13 protein-coding genes are annotated in these 19719 nt (G+C 56.4%); 8 read left to right on the top strand and 5 right to left on the bottom strand.

Translation table 11 applies throughout. The features are described from left to right. Genes SOQ14_RS14100 through SOQ14_RS14090 form a run of 3 tightly spaced genes read right to left on the bottom strand, consistent with a single transcriptional unit; the run spans position 1 to position 8645 of the window. The gene (locus tag SOQ14_RS14100; protein ID WP_322898759.1) at positions 1-6492 is read right to left on the bottom strand and encodes a type I polyketide synthase; all 6492 of its coding nucleotides are present in this window, start codon (positions 6490-6492) and stop codon (positions 1-3) included. Next, positions 6485-7288 (bottom strand): WecB/TagA/CpsF family glycosyltransferase, encoded by an 804-nt coding sequence (locus tag SOQ14_RS14095; protein ID WP_322898758.1) that lies wholly within the window; start codon positions 7286-7288, stop codon positions 6485-6487. The genes SOQ14_RS14100 and SOQ14_RS14095 overlap by 8 nt, the downstream gene beginning before the upstream one ends. Further along, positions 7278-8645, bottom strand: coding sequence for an exopolysaccharide biosynthesis polyprenyl glycosylphosphotransferase (locus tag SOQ14_RS14090; RefSeq protein ID WP_322898757.1), 1368 nt, complete (start codon positions 8643-8645; stop codon positions 7278-7280). Before SOQ14_RS14090 ends, SOQ14_RS14095 begins: the two co-directional genes overlap by 11 nt. 762 nt (positions 8646-9407) lie before the next feature. On the opposite strand from SOQ14_RS14090, the gene SOQ14_RS14085 reads away from it, so the two are divergent. The 4 genes from SOQ14_RS14085 to SOQ14_RS14070 all read left to right on the top strand — a co-directional run bounded on the left by SOQ14_RS14085 (position 9408) and on the right by SOQ14_RS14070 (position 14264). Further along, positions 9408-10055 (top strand): polysaccharide biosynthesis/export family protein, encoded by a 648-nt coding sequence (locus SOQ14_RS14085; protein ID WP_322898756.1) that lies wholly within the window; start codon positions 9408-9410, stop codon positions 10053-10055. A gap of 247 nt (positions 10056-10302) precedes the next feature. Then, a complete protein-coding gene (locus SOQ14_RS14080) occupies positions 10303-12012 on the top strand; it encodes a hypothetical protein (RefSeq protein WP_322898755.1) in 1710 nt (569 codons plus the stop codon). Beyond that, positions 12009-13463, top strand: coding sequence for a GumC family protein (locus tag SOQ14_RS14075; protein WP_322898754.1), 1455 nt, complete (start codon positions 12009-12011; stop codon positions 13461-13463). Before SOQ14_RS14080 ends, SOQ14_RS14075 begins: the two co-directional genes overlap by 4 nt. 318 nt (positions 13464-13781) lie before the next feature. Then, on the top strand, positions 13782-14264 hold the full coding sequence (locus SOQ14_RS14070; RefSeq protein ID WP_322898753.1) for a P-loop NTPase family protein: 483 nt from the start codon (positions 13782-13784) through the stop codon (positions 14262-14264). Positions 14265-14439: 175 nt separating this feature from the next. Here SOQ14_RS14070 and SOQ14_RS14065 read toward each other — a convergent pair whose 3' ends face one another. Together SOQ14_RS14065 and SOQ14_RS14060 are read right to left on the bottom strand one after the other, a co-directional pair. Then, the gene (locus SOQ14_RS14065) at positions 14440-14577 is read right to left on the bottom strand and encodes a hypothetical protein (RefSeq protein WP_322898752.1); all 138 of its coding nucleotides are present in this window, start codon (positions 14575-14577) and stop codon (positions 14440-14442) included. Between the two features lie 213 nt (positions 14578-14790). Next, positions 14791-15123: a hypothetical protein gene (locus SOQ14_RS14060; RefSeq protein ID WP_322898751.1), complete on the bottom strand. Its 333-nt coding sequence runs from the start codon at positions 15121-15123 to the stop codon at positions 14791-14793. A gap of 796 nt (positions 15124-15919) precedes the next feature. Here SOQ14_RS14060 and SOQ14_RS14055 point away from each other — a divergent pair. From SOQ14_RS14055 to SOQ14_RS14040, 4 genes are all read left to right on the top strand, one after another. Further along, complete coding sequence (locus SOQ14_RS14055) at positions 15920-16516, top strand: hypothetical protein (protein WP_322898750.1); 597 nt, start codon at positions 15920-15922, stop codon at positions 16514-16516. A 290-nt stretch (positions 16517-16806) separates the two neighbouring features. Continuing rightward, the gene (locus tag SOQ14_RS14050) at positions 16807-18024 is read left to right on the top strand and encodes a glycosyltransferase family 4 protein (RefSeq protein ID WP_322898749.1); all 1218 of its coding nucleotides are present in this window, start codon (positions 16807-16809) and stop codon (positions 18022-18024) included. Next, a complete protein-coding gene (locus tag SOQ14_RS14045) occupies positions 18017-18301 on the top strand; it encodes a glycosyltransferase family 2 protein (RefSeq protein WP_322898748.1) in 285 nt (94 codons plus the stop codon). The genes SOQ14_RS14050 and SOQ14_RS14045 overlap by 8 nt, the downstream gene beginning before the upstream one ends. Positions 18302-18519: 218 nt before the next feature. Next, positions 18520-19530, top strand: a complete 1011-nt coding sequence (locus tag SOQ14_RS14040) for a glycosyltransferase family 2 protein (RefSeq protein WP_322898747.1) — start codon at positions 18520-18522, stop codon at positions 19528-19530. The last annotated feature ends 189 nt before the right edge of the window (positions 19531-19719 follow it).

Raw genomic sequence — 19719 nt, 5'->3', positions numbered from 1 at the left:
TCACCACGAGGCCCGGAAGTCTCGGTTCGGTCGTGCCGAACGCATCTCTGCCTCTTCTATGCAGCGTTTCATTTCGGCGGCGAGAACCCGGACATTGGGTTCCAACACCATCGAATCGTGGTCACCCGGCACCTCGATCACGGTGAGATTTTCCGACCACTGGCCCCATTCATTGTCCTCGAAGACATATTCTTTTCCGGTGCTGACGTATCGACCACCCGAGACCTTCCAGCGCCGGTCAAGCGGCGGGCGGAACAGCACCAATTTACCGTCCCACCGCTTGAGGTTGTAACGGGGAAGGGCTCCGATGAAGGCTGCTTCGATTGCTTGGTTATGGAACAGCGCCTCGTCGGGTGCGGCGGTTTCCGCCGGGCGAAAGCGCCGCATCTCCCACGCGTAGCGGGCCTTGGCCCACTCGATCGCGTAGCCGAAACCCTTCTCGCGAAAGTGACCAATTTTTATCAGGGCCTTGTCAAGTCCCGAAAGCTTTGGTCGCAGGGGCAGGGGTGTGTCGAGCATCACCAACAGGCCGACTTCCTCCCCCGCGGCCTCTAACTGGTGGGCGATCTCGTAGGCCGTCAACCCACCACCTGAAAAGCCGCCGATGAAATAGGGCCCACGTGGCTGTACCTGCCGCATCTCAACGATGTAATCCGCCGCAGCTTCGCTCAGTGTTTCATGGGGTTTGTCATCCCCGTAAAGCCCGCGCGCCTGCAACCCGTAGAACGGCCTTTCGGCACCGACAAGGTTGGCAAGGTGACGCAGGTTGAGGACATTGCCGAACATGCCGGCAACCAGGAAGAACGGCGTGCGGTGTCCGCCCTCGCCGCTATGCATCGGCACGAGATGGGTGAAACGGCGCTGCACCGTCGCGGTGCGAACTTTAGATTCTGCGGCAGCATCGTCGTGATCGGTCGCGCTGCCGTCATGGCCGATCCGTTCTGCGATGAGCGCGGCAATGCTGGCCACGGTGGGCGTCTCGAACAGGACGGAGATCGGAAACTCGGTTCGGTAAGTCTTTTTGATCAAAGCAAAAAGCCGGACGGCGATCAGGGAATGCCCTCCGAGATCGAAAAAGCTGTCATCAACGCCCACCGTCTCCAGTCCCAGAAGATCCTGCCAGAACCCTGCTAACGTGCGTTCGATATCGTTACGCGGCGCCACATAGTCGCTCTCGATGTCGGGCCGCTCAAAGCTCTCGCCGGTCGAACGACCGGCTTGTGTTTGTGCCTCCGCCTGCAGCTTTAGAGCGTGGAGATCGAGGGATGTGACCACGATCTGAGCCCGGGACTGCGCAAGAGCGCGCCGAAATGCTTCGGCACCTTCTTCGGGTGTGATGCCTTGGGTGAGGTTGTGAGCCAGCCGTACTTCCGCAGGTGACAACTCGCGCTGATTGACCTCGCCCTGTTCCGGGAAGACGACGTTGCGTTGATCGGTGGCATTGGACCGAAGGCTGGTGACGTTTTCTACCCGGTGGATCGAGAAATCGCGGATCTTCATGACGATCTGGCCGTCGGTATCCATCAGCGTGACGTCGAAGGACGCGAAGCCGCCAGTCGACCTGTCGGTTGCTATCCGCACCCAACTACGAAGCTCGGCCGGCAGCGGACGGTAGACACGGATCGATCCATACGACACCGGCACCCAGAGATGCGAGCTATCATACCCTTCGACGAGATCCATCGCCCAGCCCGTCGCCAGGTCCAGAAGGGCAGGGTGCAGGATGATGCCCGCTCCGAGGTCGCGCGCGAATTCTTGGGGCAAGGACAGTTCGGCCAGACCCTCCCCCTGTCCATAGGCCATGCTGCGGATCACCCGCCAGCGCGGCCCAAAGGCCAAATTCGCTTCCTGCCGCGAGCTGAGGGTCTCGTTGCCAACCGCACGTTCTGCGGGACCCATGCGTCCGGATATCGCTTCGAGTTCGATCTGCGCAGGAGGGGGAACATGGCCAAGTGCCAAGATCGCCTGGGCGTTCACATGATAGCCTTTGCGGCCATCGATTGTGACGTCGCTGCTTATCTCTACACGGTACCCTTCATCGCGGCGTATCAAGCTCACGCGCACTTCGCGCATCGTGCCATCATCGACCTGCAGCGGCGAGAAGAAGTACAGGTCGTTGATTTCGAATGGCCCGGTTTCGCCATTTCCGTGCAACGCCTCAGCGATCAGTTCGATATACCCGGTGCCCGGCAGAAGGGCCGTGCCGTCGATGGTGCGGTGTTCGTCCAGTATCCAACGGTCTGATGGCGTGTAACTGGCCGTGAAAACCCGGTTCCCGGCCTCATCGAACGTCGTTTCATCGAGGAGCGGGAGATCAACCGGGCGCGGCGCTAACCGCGGCACATCGCCATGGCGCGCGGCCATAGCTTCGGCGGCCATGCCGACATCCTTCCAGATGCCCCAGTTGATTGCGACCACGCGCGTCGTATCGCCGGTGCGCGCCTTCGCGTAGGCGTTGAGGTATTCGTTCGCGGCAACATAGTCGATCTGGCCGGCCGGCGCGGTGATTGTGCTGGTCGAGGAAAACAGCACCATCTGCTTGATCGACCCGTCCGGAAACAGACTATCGAGAACTTGGGTGCCGTGTATTTTGGCCGAGAACACATTCTCTACCGAGCTTACATCCTTGGTCAGAAGCGGCGCATCGTCAACTGTGCCAGCTGCGTGAATCACGCCGTGAATCGGTCCAAAGCGCTCGGTGGCCGCCGCGATTGCAGCCCGCATCTGCGAGACGTTGCAGACGTCGGCGGTTGCGACCATGACCTCGGCGCCCGCCGCCTCCAGCCGCCTCACGGCTTCGATCCGGCGGGCAGTCAGGTCATGGACCGGCCTCTCGCGGAGATGGTGGTCCCATTCGGATCGGTCCGGAAGGGGCGATCGCGATACCAGAACGAGCCTCGCGCTTGTCTCGCGCGCCAGCTTTTCTCCCACGCTGAGACCGATGCCGCCAAAGCCCCCGGTGATGAACCATACTGCACCCTCCGGCGCGGTTTCGGCCCAGGTTTCGGCTGGTTCAAGCGGCACAGTGCGAATACCGAGTTCGTATCGCCTTCCGCCACGCAAAGCGGCGTCGGAGTTTCCATGCTCGGCCAACATCTCTTCCAGTATCGAAGAAACGAGACCATCAAGCAGTTCGGCATCGCCTCCGCCCCGTCGCCAGCTACGTTTTGCGGGTGGCAGGCTCACGTCGATAGTGCGGCAAGTTACGCCCGGCAATTCTCTGGGGATGACGCGGGCCGGACCCGCAACGGTTGCCTTTTCGGGATAAAGAAGAGCTTCGTTGCGCACCTGAACGGTGTCACTCGTTGCGATCGTGATCTGGATCGGTGACGGAAGATCTTCCTCGCTGATCGCTTGGGCCAGGAACATGAGGCTGTAGAAGCCCTGCTCGATATTGCGGTGGAAGAAGCTCGATCCTGGACGAAACTCCTCCTCGCGCGTGGTCAGCCAGAAATGCGCGATACGATCGGGCGTGATCCCGCGCTGTACAAGGCTGGCCAGGAGCAGATCGTATCCTTCGCGACCGCGTTCCGGTGCAAGCGTGTAGCTCATATCGCCGGTCTGCAGGAATCTGTCGCCCGCGCGGACCTCGATCACCGTGTGACCGGCGTCGCGAAGCCGTGCCGCGCAACCTGCGCCGAGGCCGACAGTATCACAGAAGACCAGCCAGACATGTCGTTCGGCTTCGGCCAAGTCATGCGCCACATCCACGGGGCAAGGGGCTGATCGTGGCAACCACGCCGGGGCGAAGCCCCACTCGGCGATCTCTTCGCTGCGTATCAGCGGGGGCTCCAAACCCTGGCGGACACCATCTGCAGGTTCGATAAAGTAGCGCTTGCGTTGGAACGGGTAGGTCGGCAGCGGAACGCGCCGGCGTTTGGCGTCACCCCAGATCTGATCCCAGTCAACCTGAATGCCACAGGCCCAGAGCCGACCGATTGTTTCGAGGAAGAAAAGATCGTCTGCAATATCCTCGTCTGCGTGGCGAAGCGAGCTAAGCACGGCCTGCGCCTCTACCTTGCCACTGGCCTTTGCCAGCGAGCTTAGCGCCCTGCCTGGACCGACCTCCAGATAGACCCGGTCGCGTTTTCCTGCGAGGGTCGCAATCCCGTCGCTGAAATGGACGGTGTTGCGCAGGTGCTGAACCCAGTAAGACGGATCGGTTGCTTCTTCGGCCCTCAGGGGCTGGCCCGTCCGGTTCGAAATGATCGGAATCTGCGGCGGGTTCAGGGTGATCGACCGCAGATAGGCTTCGAATTCCGGCAATATCGGATCAAGCATACGCGAATGCGCTGCAATGTTGATCGGGACCCGCTTCGCCTCTATCTCGCGCGCGGCAAGTTGATCGGCCAGTTCGGCCAGCTTTTCGTCCGAGCCGGAGACGACTGACAAGTCCGGCGCGTTGATGCAGGCGATGTCGAGGTCGTCGCCGATCTCTGCACGGAGACTTTCTTCGGACATCGGAATGCTGAGCATTCCGCCTGGCGGAACCCGGTCGAAGAGCGCACCGCGCAGGTGGACAAGGCCGATACAATCCTCAAACGACAAGACCCCGGCCAGGCAGGCGGCGGTGTTCTCGCCCAAGCTGTGACCGATCATCGCCGCTGGTGTCACCCCCCACGACATCCAGAGTTGTGCAAGCGCGTATTCCGTGATCATGATCAGCGGAAGCTGGATCGATGGGGTCTTCAACCGCTCCTCAGCCTCAGCAGCGGCATCCCCTTCGGCGAGCCACAGTGCGCGGATATCATAGTCGATCTTGCCATCGAGGATGTCGAGGCCACGATCCATCACATCCTGGAAGACTGGCTCTGTCTCATAAAGATTGCGAGCCATCCCGACATATTGTGCCCCGCCACCCGGGAACATGAATACAACATCGGTATTGGGTCCCAGATCGGTATGGGTGAACACGCGCCCCTGGCCGCCCTTTTCGAGGCGATCTGCCGCCTCGGCATGATCTTCGGCTACGAGGACGCGACGTTTCTCGAAAGCGCGCCGCCCCTCCTTCAAAGTAAAGGCGACGTCCTCGAGCGGCTGATCGGGGTTTGACCTGAGATGCGCTGCCAAGTTTCCGGACGCTTCATTGAGCGCTGCTTCGGAGCGTGCCGAAAGCGTCAGAATCTGAGCCGGCCAAGCGCTGGGCTCGTGCGCATCCGGTTCTGGCGCCTCCTCCAGAATTGCATGCGCGTTCGTTCCGCCGACACCCAGTGAATTGACACCCGCGCGGCGCGGACCCGAAGTCGCCACCCAATCGGCGAGACCCGTATTGACGTAGAAGGGGCTGGTTTCGAAATCGATGGCCGGGTTTGGTCGTTCAAATCCAAGGCTGGGTGGGATCTTGCGGTTTTTGAGCGCCAGCGCCACCTTGATCGTGCTCGCCACACCTGCGGCTGTATCGAGGTGGCCAATATTCGTCTTCACCGAGCCGATCCCGCAAAAACCGGTTTTTTCAGTGCTCTGCCGAAATGCCTGTGTCAGCGCCGCAACCTCGATCGGGTCTCCCAGCCGCGTGCCTGTCCCATGGCATTCCACATAGCCGATGGTATGTGCAGGCGTGCCCGCCATATCGAGCGCCTCTGAGATCGCGGCCGACTGACCATCGACGCTTGGTGCAAGATAACCGGCTTTCGCGGCCCCGTCGTTGTTGACGGCGGTGCCGCAGATCACAGCGAAGATGTGGTCGCCGTCCGCAAGGGCGTCTTCGAGCCGGCGCAGCACGACCACACCCGCGCCACTCCCGAAAACCGTCCCTTCAGCGCGATGATCGAATGCATGACAATGCCCGTCAGGCGACAGGATCTCGCCGTCCTGGAAAATGTAGCCGCGGCCCTGCGGCAGTTCGATTGTCGAACCACCGGCCAGCGCAAGGTCAGTTTCACCTGCCAAAAGACTCTGGCAGGCGTAATGGATCGCTACAAGCGAGGTCGAGCAGGCGGTCTGGATACTGATGCTCGGACCCTTGAGGTCGAAGACGTGGCTAACCCGAGTGGCAAGAAAGTCCTTGTCGTTGCCGGTATGGCGCAGCAGGAACATACCTACGTCGTCCACAAGATCGGCGTTGGAGCAGACATTGAAATAGAAGTAACTGCCCATGCCGCAGCCGGCGTACACCCCGATTGGTCCTTTGAAGGCCTCCGGCGGGTGTCCGGCCGTTTCAAGAGCCTCCCAAGCGACCTCGAGAAACTGCCGATGCTGCGGATCCATCACCGCAGCCTCCTTCGGACTGAGACCAAAAAATCCGGCATCGAAATCGGCGAAGCCATCAAGCGGAGCGGCCGCTGGCACGTAATTGGGGTTGAGCATGCGCGCCCTGTCCTCGCCGTTGGCGAGAAGCTCGCTTTCGCTGTAGTGGCGGATGCACTCAAGCCCGTCGCGCAGGTTCAACCAATACTGCTCAAGCGTTGCGCTCCCGGGAAGGTGCGCGGCCATCCCCACTATGGCGATGCGGTTGTCCAGCCCGCCATGGCGATCTTCATGTTCATCAACCATGGGAAATCTCGTTCGGAGGGTTTTTCGCTCTCATCAAATCTTCCCGGCGGTTGAAGCCGCATAGGATCGGGAAAATTCGAGGGGCCACAATGAGATACCGTCTCGCCAAGCGTCGTGGCTCACTCAGTAGGCGAAAAAGCCATTCGAGGCTTAGGCGTTGCATCCAAATAGGCGCGCGTGGCTTGTATCCAAGTAAGAATTCAATTGAGGCACCAATGCATAGGGCGACTCCTTTGGACCGCCCGGCGGAATAGCATTTGAATGCAATTATTTCGCTTTGCGGCGCCCCGATTGCAAATAGAGTGTATTCGGCTTTGGCATTTGCGACAAATTCTTCAATTTTTTCTATCGCACCTGGGTTATGTAATGCTCCCATGGGTGGGATATGTTGAACAACCCTGACATCCGGATAGTGCAGACTGAGTTCTGCCTGCATTGCAGCATCGCCCCCGATCAACGCCACCGTCTTGCCGTTGAGTTTTCCGTTCTTGAAGAGGTATGCTGTAAGATCGCTTCCCGTCGTGACGCTTAGATTGAGTCCTCGGGAGCGAGCTAGCATCTTCAGCACGCGACTGTCACACAGGCGAATACGCGCAGCCGAATACGCCTGACGGAACAGATCCGCGATCTCGGATTCGCCCCTATGCAAGAGCACGACATGATCGACATTTGGGGTGACGACGAAAGAGAACGCGGCGCTCCGTGACAAGCGCTCTAGCTCGGCTGCAACGCGTTCGATGCTGACATTTGCAAAGTCGACGCCCAGGAAGCTTTGAAGGTCGCTTTCAGTAAGCATCTTTATCCCAAGCAATCTTTACAATGGTTTCGATCATGATCCTGATGTCGAGAAGGGGCGACCAGTTCTCGATATAGTAGATATCGTATTCCACGCGCTGTTTGGCGCGCTCGATTGTTGCGATCTCCCCTCTTAGACCCCTGACTTGCGCAAGGCCTGTGATTCCCGGCTTGACCCTGTGACGAGCCGAGTAACCCCGTACGGCATCAAAATAGTATTTGTCGCCAACGCGCATCATTGTCGCGTGCGGGCGGGGCCCAACCAGCGACATTTCGCCCCTTAGCACATTGAACAGCTGCGGGAGTTCATCGATGCTGGTTTTACGGATAAATCTTCCGACGCGAGTGACGCGTGCATCGTTTTTTTCAGTACGCTTGGCGCCGCTAACATCTCCAAGATTCGTGTCCATCGAGCGAAACTTGAACACAGAGATTTCGTTATTGTTAAAGCCGATCCTGTTTTGCTTGAAGATTATGGGGCCGCGACTTTCGAGTTTAATTGCCAGTGCCGTCAGGAGCATGATCGGCCAGAGCAGCAAAAGCGCCACAGTCGCCAGAACGTAGTCCAAGGTTACTTTAAGCAGTCCGTCAATGTCTCTTATCGGCTGCTGCCAAACAGCGAATACCGGGAGCGATCCCAGGAAATTGACACGGTAACTTGTCGACAATTCGAGGGTTTCGCGAGGCAGAATGCAAATATCAATGGAGGCTGCGCTTAATAGTTCGGTAATTTCTTCAAGCCTCGACTGGGATATTCTTGGAACAGCAAGTATAATCTGATCCAATTGACCGGTTTTCGCCAAATTGAGAAGTGCAGAAAAGCCACCCAGATACAAAACATGATCTGCAATTTCTTTTTTTTGCTCACGTTCATCCGCGTATCCCAAAATTCGCAGATGAGGCAAATTTTCGAGTTTAATCAATTGTACGACTTTTGCTGCGACCTTGGCGCTTTCGGCATAGATGGCAACCCTTTGGCCAATGTAGCCCTTCCGGATCATGATGAGCGCGAGCCATTGGAAGGCAACGCGGCTCAAAAACAGAAGAACTATCACGACGAATATGAAAATTAGGCCCAGTCCAAGGGAGAGTTCTGCAAGCTTGCCCAACTGGATAATGACAAACATGGTCAAAGCGGTCGCGAGGAGGAAGTCAGCCATGGCGGCACCTCCAACATCTTCCCCTTGGCCTTTGAATGGGGCGTATCCGTCTCTGGAAACCCGTACCAAAAGAAATATGATAGCCATGATGATGGCGGCGCTGCGGTGGAGCAGGGCGTCGTAAGAACCGCCGATCGCAAGATCATAGGAAATGGCGGTTAAAAGAACCGCCAGGAAAAAGCAGACCACGTCATTCACGACGCCGAGGGTGCGCACAACATTTGAAGTGAAGCGCAAGTGCCCATTCGTCTGGCGTGGCAATGTAGGCAGGGTAGTCAGATCATGGTGCATACTGCACTCACCACTCTGTCAATTCGCCCATGAGCCAAACAAGCAGAAAGTCCCTCCCGGCCCGCAAAGCCCAGGGGATTGCCTCGCGAAAATTTTCTTGTTCCGCTTTCCGGCGCATCCGCAAACGGGAAAATGCGACCTGCAGCCATTTCGGCCTTCCGGTCTCGGACATTTTGCAGTGCCTGTATTGCGAAGTGATCACCGGCCCTGAGGTCAAGACTCATGGAGGGGGTCGCGAACGCCCTCACTGGAGCGCTTGACCGGTGCTCAACCCAGCTGAGCCTAGCCAAATATCCGCCTTTACCTTCGCGCGCCATGGGTGCGTGCTGGTTGGCGTGCTGCGCCTGCTTGGCGCTGTCGGCTGTTAGTTGTGGTTGAGATTTACCAGAATATTCAATTGCTTCGTTTATCGTTCCGCCGCAACCCGTTAGGAGTACGGCAGCGCACGGCATAAGAACCCGACCTTGACGCACGCCAAATCGAAGCAGTGAGACTGAGATTGGTCGGGGCGATACCATCAGCAATGTTCTCGAGTTTCCATTTGATTCGAATATAAACTTTGGTAGGTTAAGGTAGAGGTAAGATGCTACTGCTAAATCGGCTTACGAGGGGCCGTTTCTAGTGGGCGTCCCGATTCTGGGCAATTTGATGATGATAATGGGAGGTCGGATGGGGCGCGCTGGTAGATCGTTTCTCGAAAGAATATTTGCGATTTTGGTCGTAGGGGCTAGTGCTACAGTGGGAGGGGCGGCAATCGCTCAAGATGCCGCCGCCGCCGGTTCAGGGGCTGGCTCGTCGACTTTCTCCGGTCTCGACTACAGGATTAACGCCGGCGACCAGTTGGAGATAAGTGTCTGGCGCGAAGAGGAATTGCAGCGCCAGGTGATCGTCCTGCCCGACGGCACTATCAGCTTCCCTCTCGTAGGGATCATGAGGGCTGCAGGAAAGACGGCGACCGAAATTGAGCGGGAGATTTCGAGCCGCCTCAAAAGCAGCTTTGTTGATGGTGACGTGCCCGATGTCACGGTCGCGATCGCAAGCACAAGTGGACTGCAGTTTTCGGTGATCGGCAAGGTCCGGGCGCCAGGTATCTTTACCCCCGGACGCTACGTCACCCTGCTGGAGGCGCTCAGCTTCAGTGGCGGAGTTACCGAATTCGCGAGCCTGGGTAACATTGTTGTTGTCAGAAAGTCCGAGGCGGGGGTGACTGTCCTTCCGGTCAACCTGTCGAATGTGCTGCGCTCCAAATTGGTCAGCGTTGACGATGTAAGTGCCTTGCCAATTATCCAAAGCGGCGACACGATAATCGTGCCCTGAATGCGCCGTTCCATTTGCCATTGTCATGCTCGGATTAAGTCGGCTCTCCTGCAATGGGGAGGCTGCGTCGCTGATCCGGCATCATTCTTGGCATCGAAGCGCTCGGCGGGCGTGATCTGTATAAATTCGATTAGTGGTGGGCGGCGCGATGGAGCCTAAGTCAAATTTTGATACGCTGGACAAGGCGTCTGCCGGAAGGTGTCGTTCCTTGTCCATAGGGCGGACTTCCAAAGCAAATGCCTTTGTGATGATCGGTGCCGCCTTGTCGCTTGAGGCCGTTGTATTGTTGCCGGATCAAGCACAAGCTTCAACCGTGCGGGGGTATCGTGGAGATGAATTTTCTTCACATCTTGAGGAAGCAGGGCATGCAGGTACCTATCTGAATTCCGATGTTGAAAACGTCTTTGTTTCCCCAAAGTTCGATCCCATGGGTTCCTCAATGTTCGTGCTTGAGGGCGGAATACCCCGCCTGTTAGGCGACGCCGCGAACAGCCGCCATTTGCCCCTCCCGCGCCTGACGTTCGACGACAAAAGTGCGCATGAGGGCGTGGGTGAGCATGGCATTGGCGTATCCCGCATAGCGTTGAATGCGCCTGAAGAGATAATGGCAGTCCAGTCCGGTCCATACGACTCGGCTGATGTGATGCCGTCCAATGCCCCGTTTGCTGCTGCACCAATTCCGCAATGGTATGAAGCGGCTGCGCCGGTGAGCTACAACATTGGCACCGATAGGATCGGCCTATCTGATCCTCGGGTCGCTTTGGGCCTTCAAGTAAGCGCGGGACCACAGCCTGCTACGACGGATGATGAGAGCGTAACCGGACGCGCGGGCGACTTTTCCCTTGATGTCAGTGCTACTGCCGGCTTCGAGACAAACCCCTTCTTGATTGACTTGCCAGATACCGGAACCCCGTCGCTCAGGTTGGCCCTCGCGCCAACATTTTCAAGGCAAGGGGCTCGGGGAGATCTTCGTGTCAGCGCACGCCTTGAGCAAATCGAATACACCGAAAACTATGACGACGTACAAAATATCGGGGTCGAATTAGGGTCTCGCTTCAAGCTAAGCGAGCAAGTTGAGGCGGATCTCGACCTATCTTTTGATAGCGGAGTTTTTGTAACCAATTTCGGTGCCTTGGGGCCAATCGATGGGACGGTTGATGGAACCAGGCCCTTACCCGGGGGCGATGACGTCACCCTTCTCGGGCTAGACCAACCTCGGACCCAATATCGGGCGCGAGGCGGATTTCGTTATCAGCTTAGCGCGCGCGATGAAATCGACGTGTCAGCTTTATTTCAAGCCGACCGGTTCGGAGGAGTGGATCGTCAGGACCTCCTCGAAACGGATTTTCTCTTAGGAAGAATATCTTACCTGCGTCAGGTCAGTGGCAAACTGAGAATTGGCGTGGCTGCTGATGCGAGCAGGATTGATTTTGTCGAGCAGTCTCTTGGCGATATCACCACACTTACTCCGCAAGCGGTGGTGGACTTCGACTTTTCACCTAACTTGAAATTGACGGGAAGCTTGGGCGTTACAAGCATCCGATCGAACAGAGATATGCTCAGGGAGTCCTCTACGGATCTGTCCGGTGACCTCTCGATTTGTCGCAATGGCGTCCGCGCTAACGTATGTCTAACCGCAGCTAGGCAGGTGACTCCGCTTGGCATCGGCGGTGCAGGCTTGCAGTCGAATTTCGGTGTCTCGTACTCATTCAGGTTGTCAGAGCGCGAGACGTTTTCATTGACTGCGGATTATGCTAACATTCCCGACACGTTGCTCGTTGAAGGCAGCGGACTTGAGACCATTAGCGGGTTTCTAAATTACCAATTAGAACTTACGCAAAGAGTGCGACTATCTGCGGTTGCAAGGTACACTGACCTCAGGCTTGATCTCGGTACGAGTATTTCCAATTTTCAAGCCCTCTTTGCTCTTACAGTACGCTTAGGACGACCGCGATGACCCGTGATGACGACGAGCGCGAGGATAATAGTCCGCCGCTTGGGAGTTTAATTGCTCACTTCCCGGCTATAATCCGTGAGAAGTGGGTTCTTATCGTTTGCCCAGCAGTTTTCTTTATGTGCATCGGTATCGCGGCCGCTTTTATTCTGCCAGAGGTTTACCGCTCTTCTGCCGTTTTGTTGGTCGAGTCTCCTGAGCTTTCAGGTGACGTGCTGGGCTTGGACGCCGATCGTGTTGACCGGCGGATTGAGATAGTTCGCCAGCAAATCTTGAGCCGGTCCAGACTCGTCGAGCTCGTCGAGAAGCATGATCTTTATCCTGATAAGCGAAAGGATGCTTATCTGACCGACGCTGTCGAGGAGATGCGCCAAGCCATACGTATGGAAACCGTCTCAAGGATCGATCAAAGGTCCGCTCGCGAAGGCTCATCTACGATGACAATCGAGTTGGGTTTCGACTATGGGGAAGCCGCTAAAGCCCAAGCGGTGATGCAAGACATCACCGGACAAATCCTTACGTTTGATGCTTCACAAAGTTCAGAGCAGGCAAGCAACACGGTTGAGTTTCTCACCGAGCAGGCAGCATCTATCCAGTCGCAGATGGATGAGGTAGCAGCGGAGATAAGAAGTATAACCGTCTCGAACGGCCTCTCGCTATCAAGTCCCGGGATGCTGTCTCTCAACGACTCTAGCGGCAGCTACGACATCCAAATCATTGCCCTGCAGCGCGACAATTCTCTGCTGAGGGCGCAGCGAGCGGCCGAACAGACTTCCGCGGAGCGCGATCCTATCGTCTCGGCTGCCGAGGCGGATCTCGCTGCCGCCCAAGCGAAATATACTGATAACCACCCAGATATTGCACTTGCGAGGCGCAGACTGAAAGAGGCTCGCCAACTCGCTGCGAACAAGCAGGAGCAGCTTCCAAACGACACAATCGACCAGCAGATTGCTGCCAATGATGCGCAGATTGACGCCCTGAGGTCGATGAAGGCGCAAGAGGCTTCACGTCGAAATCGTGCGCAGAGTGCGATGGCACGCTCACCCTTTATCCAGGAGCAGATTGCGCAAAAGCAACAGAGGCTGGAACTCTTTAACAGGCAGTACGAAGCCGTTACCGAGCGACTAAGGCAGGCCCAGGCAACTGCGAAGGCCGAAAGCGCGCAAATGGGCGAGCGCCTTTCTGTAATTGAGGCCCCGAGTTTTCCTCGGGCTCCGATATCCCCGAACCGCCCTCTCTTCATTGCTGGCGGCTTGGCGGCAGGGTTGGGTTTAGGTTTGTTCCTGGTGCTCGCCCTAGAACTCTTTTTGCGTCCCATTCGCGACCCCGATGATATCTTGGCGGTTACCGGGGTGGCGGCACTGGGATCGATCCCCACAATAAGAAGCGAGGGCGAAGACGAGACTAAGTCTTGGCTGTCACGCCAAAGCCTCGGCCGCTTCGCTCGTCGCTAAGAAGGCGTCTGAAGGAGACAAACCATCGGTAAGGAGACTAGAGGTTCGTCCTCATCGCAGGGGCGTGCGATTTCTCAATCAGACGGCCTGCTCGAAAGCCTCGAACAGGTCCCTGCGAGAAATATCAGCGCCAGCATTGTTGGCTTCAATGAGACTGATATCAAAGCGCGCCCGTTCAAGTTTTTGCGAAGTGCGCTCAGGAAGAGGATGTCGGAGGAGGGATGCCAAATCATTGGCATCACTTCGCCCGTGCCTGATAATGGGAAGTCATTTATCGCGTCCAACATTGCTGCATCGCTTAGCCGGATATCGAGGGAGGTGACGATCCTCGCAGACCTTGATCTGCAGCGTCCGGCTATTCAAAGTCTTTTTGACTTGCAGCCTGCTATCGGGCTGGGGGATTACCTGGCAGGGCAGGAGACATCCCTTACAGGGATCGCGCGGCGGATTGAGGGCAGCAATCTGGTAGTTATGCCTGCATTCCCTCGACAAGTGGCTACGGCTGAACTGGCGGCTAGCAAGCGTCTGGCGGATCTGGTTGCAGAAATGAAGACATTCGGTGGGCAGCCGACAATTATTTGTGATCTTCCGCCGCTATCCGTAAACGATGATGCGGTTCTTTGTGCAGAACAGCTTGATGCAGTTGTTTTGGTGGTTGAGCAGGGCGTGACCACAAGAAGGCAGCTCGCTGCGGCGCTTCAGGTCCTTCACCCGACCAAGATACTCGGAACAGTTCTCAATCGTTTTTCCGGTGGTATTGTAGGTTCATACGATTATTCTGACTACTCGGGTTATTTTTGAGTTTCAAAGATTCCGATCTCGGGATCCATTGGAGTTCGCTCTCAAGCATGGTCAGGGTCGTGATCTCTTGAAGGGGTTTCCCCTCCTTCTGGTTCGTATCCGAATGACCGGAAGCGATTGCCGCGCGCGCCTTGCTGAAAGATGTCGACGAGCCTGCGGGTCATGTTGGTCGGGGCTACGTCTCATCGGTGAAGACTAGGCGCTTGGCCGCGAGCTTGGCGAGGATACGCTTCGAGACACCCGCGCCGCTCCGGCAAATGAAGCCGCTGCCGATCGTCTTGTTCAGACCATAGGTACGAGCGGCGCATGACACGAGCGCAGCCCGTTCCTGATCACAAAGATTATCCCGCGAATAATCCTGAAACCACGGACCGGTGCAATCCAGCGCAACCAGCGAAATTGTGGCCCGATCCGGGGTCTCTTGGCAACGCTGAGCAGCCAGATTTCAGACGGCAGCCACGCCTTCTGAGCGCCACTCTTAATTCAACCAACCACCATGGGCGAATTTGACTTAGAAGATCTGAGCCTATGCAAACTGGTAACGAAGGCGATCAGAGCGCCGCCGACGAAATGCAAAAGCGACTACGCCAATGCCAAAAATCACAAGCGATCCTGTCCCTGACTCACGGTCAGCCAGTGCACAATTCTGCCGAAACGGCGTTGCCTGCTGACTGGAGTTGGAAACAGCAAGATTGACCGTATCGGGGGCGGCATTCGCCGCCACAACGCAATTCCAACCGCCTCTGTTGCCAAACATATTAGCATCGCCTGCCTTGGCAACGAAAAATGCGAAAAATCCGATACTTACGAGCAGAATAAGCACCATTGTCCTAGCAGATGGAGACAAAACATCACTCATTGCTAATACCCCCCAAGCCTATGCCCCTATGCCAATCGACGTCCACGGAACCTTATGTTTCAATGACTTTCGAGCAATTTCAGCTCGGTGTCTTATGATCCGCATTTGATTCGAAAGTTAGGCAAAGTTAACACGATGTTAGTTTAAGTCAACAAATTGTTAATAACTCCGAGGCGCCGCCCCGGCTTTCCCGGAGGCCGTTATTTGTGAGGAGGGGCTTTCATGAGGGGCAAGACTTGGGACAAGTTTTCGCCTGAAGTCCGTGAGCGAGCATCGCTCCGATTAAGGCGCGCGCCAGGTCTGACATCAGCTGCTGCGCATCGCCGTTGCCTTCGCCAGATGCACTGTGGAGCAGCTGTTGCGCGCCATGGGGCTTGCAGGCGTGCGGCGCCAACGCACGGTCTGCCACTTGGCGCTCTCGGGTATTTCTCACGCTGGCCTAGGGCCGGTGGGTCTTGCGTAGTCCGCCGCGGCGAGAAGCCGGGAAGACCCTGGCAACAGTCGACGAGCAGAACTCCGGCTGGTATGGGATGCCTGCCGCTCCAATCAGGCCGCGCTCGGTGAGTGCCTACCCGAACGGGGCAGGCATGCCATACCCTTCGTCGGCTTGGATCCCGCCAAAGTGCACCCCTGCGCTGCGAGCGCGGTTGATCTTGGCCAAGGCAGTCTCAGGCCTGGTTCAGCATGCCAAGTCAGTGCCGTTCAACGTGCATCAATCAATCGGCGGCTATTTCGCAGCGCCGGCGGCGTTGTTTGTGGGGGGGAACGAGGCGGGACGGGCCGTCAAAGGTGATTGATGGAAATTGATTGGAGCCCGGGCATTGGCGATCCTACATTCTGGGGTTGGATCACTGTCGCTGCTTACTTCTTGGCCGCAAGCCTCTCCGTGAGATCAGTGCGGGCCGCTCAACTCGCCGGTCAACAATGGCAAAGTGAAAGCCTGTTTTGGCTCATTCTGGCCATAGCCCTGTTTGGTTTGGGGCTTAACAAGCAGCTTGATCTGCAAACGCTCCTGACGGAGCTGGCGCGAGCCATGGCGAAAGAAGATGGCTGGTACCGAGACCGCCGCGCCTACCAGGAAGCTTTTATTTTCATCATCACTGCGCTGGGAGCTGTAACAATTCTGATCATCCTAGCCGGAGTCCGAAGGTTTTGTTCCGAGATAAAGGTCGCAGCCACCGGGTTGATTTTTGTGATCTGCTTTGTCTTGATCCGCGCAGCCTCATTCCACAAAGTCGACGCTCTTATCTCAAGCGATTTTTTTGGAATGAATTGGAACGCCCTACTTGAGCTGCCTGGCATTCTGTTGGTTTCAGGCAGCGCACTGGCATATTCACAGCGGACAAGCCGGAGAAACTTGAAGGTGAAAAGATCAGCAGGGCACCAGACATGATCATTCCGGGCCGTCCAGCGGGTTCACAAAGTCCAGATGACAGCTTCGGCTACAGCTATGTTAAGGCGTCCGCTTCCTTCAGCATCTCAACGATCTGCTCTCTTGAAAACCTCTGAAGTTTCATCGCCTGTCCTTACTCCAGGCCAGACTCTAATCGCTCGCGGAGAAAAATAAGGGGTTCAGGTCAGCGGCATCGCCTTGCTCTGCAAAGCAACGTCTACGATAATCCCAAGGGTTGCATTGGGAGATAAAAATATTAGGCACTTGTTAAGAGAGTTGCGGGGTGGAAAGTGCGTGTAGGTTATTTGGTAAATCGATATCCGACGCCAAGTCACAGCTTTATTCGCCGAGAAATTCACGCCGTTGAATCAACCGGCACCGAAGTTGTGCGCTTTTCGATCCGTCCTGTCGGCGCTTCCGACATTCCTGATCCGAGAGATCGTGCCGAGCAGCGGCGAACAGAAGCGCTACTCGCGATAGGGGGCGTGCGTCTTGTAATTGAGGCGGTCTGGGTTTTGGCAACGCACCCCCTCCGCAGCCTAAAGGCTCTTGCGGTTGCCTTCGCCGGCAACGACAGGCGTTTGAAGACTCTGATCAGGCGTGCGGCATACTATGTTGAAGGAGCCGCATTGGCGCTTCGAATTAGGTCGCATTCAATTGATCATTTGCATGCCCATTTCGGCACCAATTCGGCGATGGTCGCCCGGATTGCCAGTATCTTGTCTGGCATTCCCTACAGTTTCACGGTTCATGGTCCCGATGAGTTCGATGCGCCTATCCAACTGGATCTCAAGGGCAAGGTCGCCGACTGTGCATTTTGTGTGACAATAAGCAGTTTCGGGCGAAGCCAATTGATGCGCTGGAGTGCCTATTCTGACTGGCCGAAAATCAAAGTGGTGCGCTGTGGAGTGGATGACAGTTTTCTGCGATCCCCGCAGGCAGCAAAGGTAACGGGGGCGCCGCACATGTGCACGGTTGCGCGACTAAGCGCCCAAAAAGGCATACCGCTACTTCTGGAGGCGATCGCAATTCTCAAGCAGGCTGGTGAGCCCTGTACTCTCACAATCGTCGGCGATGGCGAAATGCGCGCCGAGGTGGAAGAACTTCTGACAAAGCTCGATCTGAGCAATCACGTCCATCTCGTGGGGATGGCGTCGTCCGACGAGATAATTGAGCATCTCCTCAATGCGCGTGCCATGGTCCTTCCAAGCTTTGCCGAGGGGCTGCCTGTGGTGATCATGGAAGCGCTAGCGCTTTCAAGGCCCGTTATTGTATCAGCGATTGCGGGCACGCCTGAACTTGTAAACAAGGATTGCGGTTGGTTGGTTTCTGCTGGATCTGTGAGCGAGCTTGCGGAAGCGATCCGTGCAGCGCTCAGTGCGTCACCCGAGAACCTCGATGCTATGGGTGAGGTCGGTCGTGGGCGGGTCTCAGCGCTGCACGACTCATTGGTCAATGGAGAGCGATTGAACGAGCTTTTCCACAAGGCAGCTGAAACTCATGAATGAAGCTGTAATTCCTCTTTTGTGGCTGCTCGCGATGACAGCTGCTCTGCCATTGCTTGTTTTTTCCGTAGAAGTTTGGCTCTGCATCAGAAGAACGAGAACAATCCATCTAGAGGGTCATGTGCCCAGCACCTGTATTCTTATCCCGGCTCATGATGAGGCGAAGATCATCGCGCAAGCTCTAATGCGTCTTGGTGCGATCCTTGTTCCTTCGACAAGAGTAGTGGTCGTGGCGGATACCCATTTGCGTTTCTCGCCTCATGTCTGCTGGCAGCGCTGATGGGCGTCCTTGTGAATTGGGCGCTCGAAGGACGTATCTGGTTGATGCCGAAAGCGCTGGCGACTTTGCCGATCACCTTGCTGTGGAAGTTGCCGATCTATGGTCGTTTTTCGCACGGAAGCGAGTCGGTTGGATAAGGACGGACCGCGACTAAGCTCGTGCAGAAAGCGCGACGACTGGACCAATATGCTTCCAGTGAAGGGCAGAGGGGCGAGCGCATGACTAGCGACAAGATCGGTATCGTCGTGATCGGCCGTAACGAGGGGGATCGTCTCAAGCGGTGCTTGCGGTCGATACCTGTGGGATTCCAGGTGGTCTATGTGGATTCCGGATCCAGTGACGGCAGCGTTGATTTTGCGCGATCGACCGGGGGCATTGTCGTCGAGCTTGACGATCAAAGAGGCTTCACAGCAGCCAGAGCGCGAAACGCTGGCTGGCGACGGTTGCTGGAACATGATCCCGGAACAAATTTCATTCAATTCATTGACGGGGATTGCGAAGTCGAAGCTGAGTGGTTCAGCAAGGCTTTGCGCGCGATCACGGCCGATGATCGCCTGGCAATCGTGTTCGGACGACGACGCGAGCGATTCCCCGAAAAGAGCATTTACAATCGACTATGCGACGATGAATGGAATGTACCCATCGGAATCGTTTCGGCTTGTGGCGGTGATGCTCTTGTTCGGGTCACCGCGTTGCGCGAAGCTGACGGCTATAGCGATGATCTGATTGCCGGGGAGGAACCGGATCTATGCCTTCGGCTCGGCAGGACAGGCTGGCAAGTGCGGCGGATCGATGCCGCAATGACGCTGCACGATGCGAATATACTTCATTTTTCCAATTGGTGGAAAAGGGCAAGGCGCTCAGGCTATGCTTATGCCATGCATGTCTGGCGCCATGGCATGCAGGCATTTCCCAGTTGGCGCCGTGCGCTATTGAGCATCTTTTTTTGGGGCTTCATCTTACCAGCGATCCTGTTTCTTTTGGTAGCAGGGGCTGCTGTCTTCGGTCCAATCATGGCGGGTGTGGGGATTGCGACGATACTTTCGGTCTATCTGTTGCAGTTTTTTCGCATTTATTGGCGAAAACTACACTCTGGCCAACCATGGCGATTTGCGGCGGCTTATGGAGGATTAGTGCTGGTGGGGAAATTTGCTGAAATGTCAGGGGTTTTTCAGTGTTTTTCAGCGACGATAAGGGGGCGTAAATCGGGATTGATCGAATATAAATAGTTGATGTGCCTCAATTTACTTTTCGAGTGCGGTGTGCGTTGTCAGAGTATTTGGCGCAACTTGCGGCTTGGGAGCGAAAATTGTGCGCCTTGTCTCGATTTGAGGGTAAAAACGAATACTTACTGATCGCAACCCAAAGGTCCGCTGCACATGCCCACGGACATGATATTCGACGGCCGGTTCAAGAGG

The sequence above is a fragment of the Erythrobacter epiphyticus genome, from assembly GCF_034653295.1.
GTDB lineage: Bacteria > Pseudomonadota > Alphaproteobacteria > Sphingomonadales > Sphingomonadaceae > Erythrobacter.
Note: the sequence above shows the minus strand (reverse complement) of the source record. Positions and strands in the feature narration are given on the sequence as shown.